1 protein-coding gene is annotated in these 297 nt (G+C 68.4%); it reads right to left on the reverse strand.

The genetic code is table 11. The annotated features are described in order from the left end of the window. Positions 1–297: hypothetical protein (locus JGU66_36335; GenBank protein MBJ6766245.1), on the reverse strand; the 297-nt coding region annotated here is incomplete at both ends.

Raw genomic sequence — 297 nt, forward strand, 5'->3', positions numbered from 1 at the left:
CTCGAACGCGAGCCGCAAGGACTCCACGTCCACGCGGCCATGCAGGTGCAACGCGGACGGGATGTTGTACGCGGGAGTCTCGGGCTCCAGTTGATCGATGATCCAGAGACGCTGCTGCGCGAAGGAGAGCGGGATCGCAGTGCTGCGTGCGGACGGCGTGACGGTCGTCGTCTGGGGCGTCGCACGGGACGCGGTGGGCAGGAGCGTGTCGATGCGGCGAGCCAAGGCCTCGACAGTCGGCGTCTCGAAGAAGGCTTGGAGGGGCAGCTCGACCGCGAAGGAGGCGCGGACGCGAGA

It is taken from the genome of Myxococcaceae bacterium JPH2 (assembly GCA_016458225.1).
Classification (GTDB): Bacteria; Myxococcota; Myxococcia; order Myxococcales; family Myxococcaceae; genus Citreicoccus.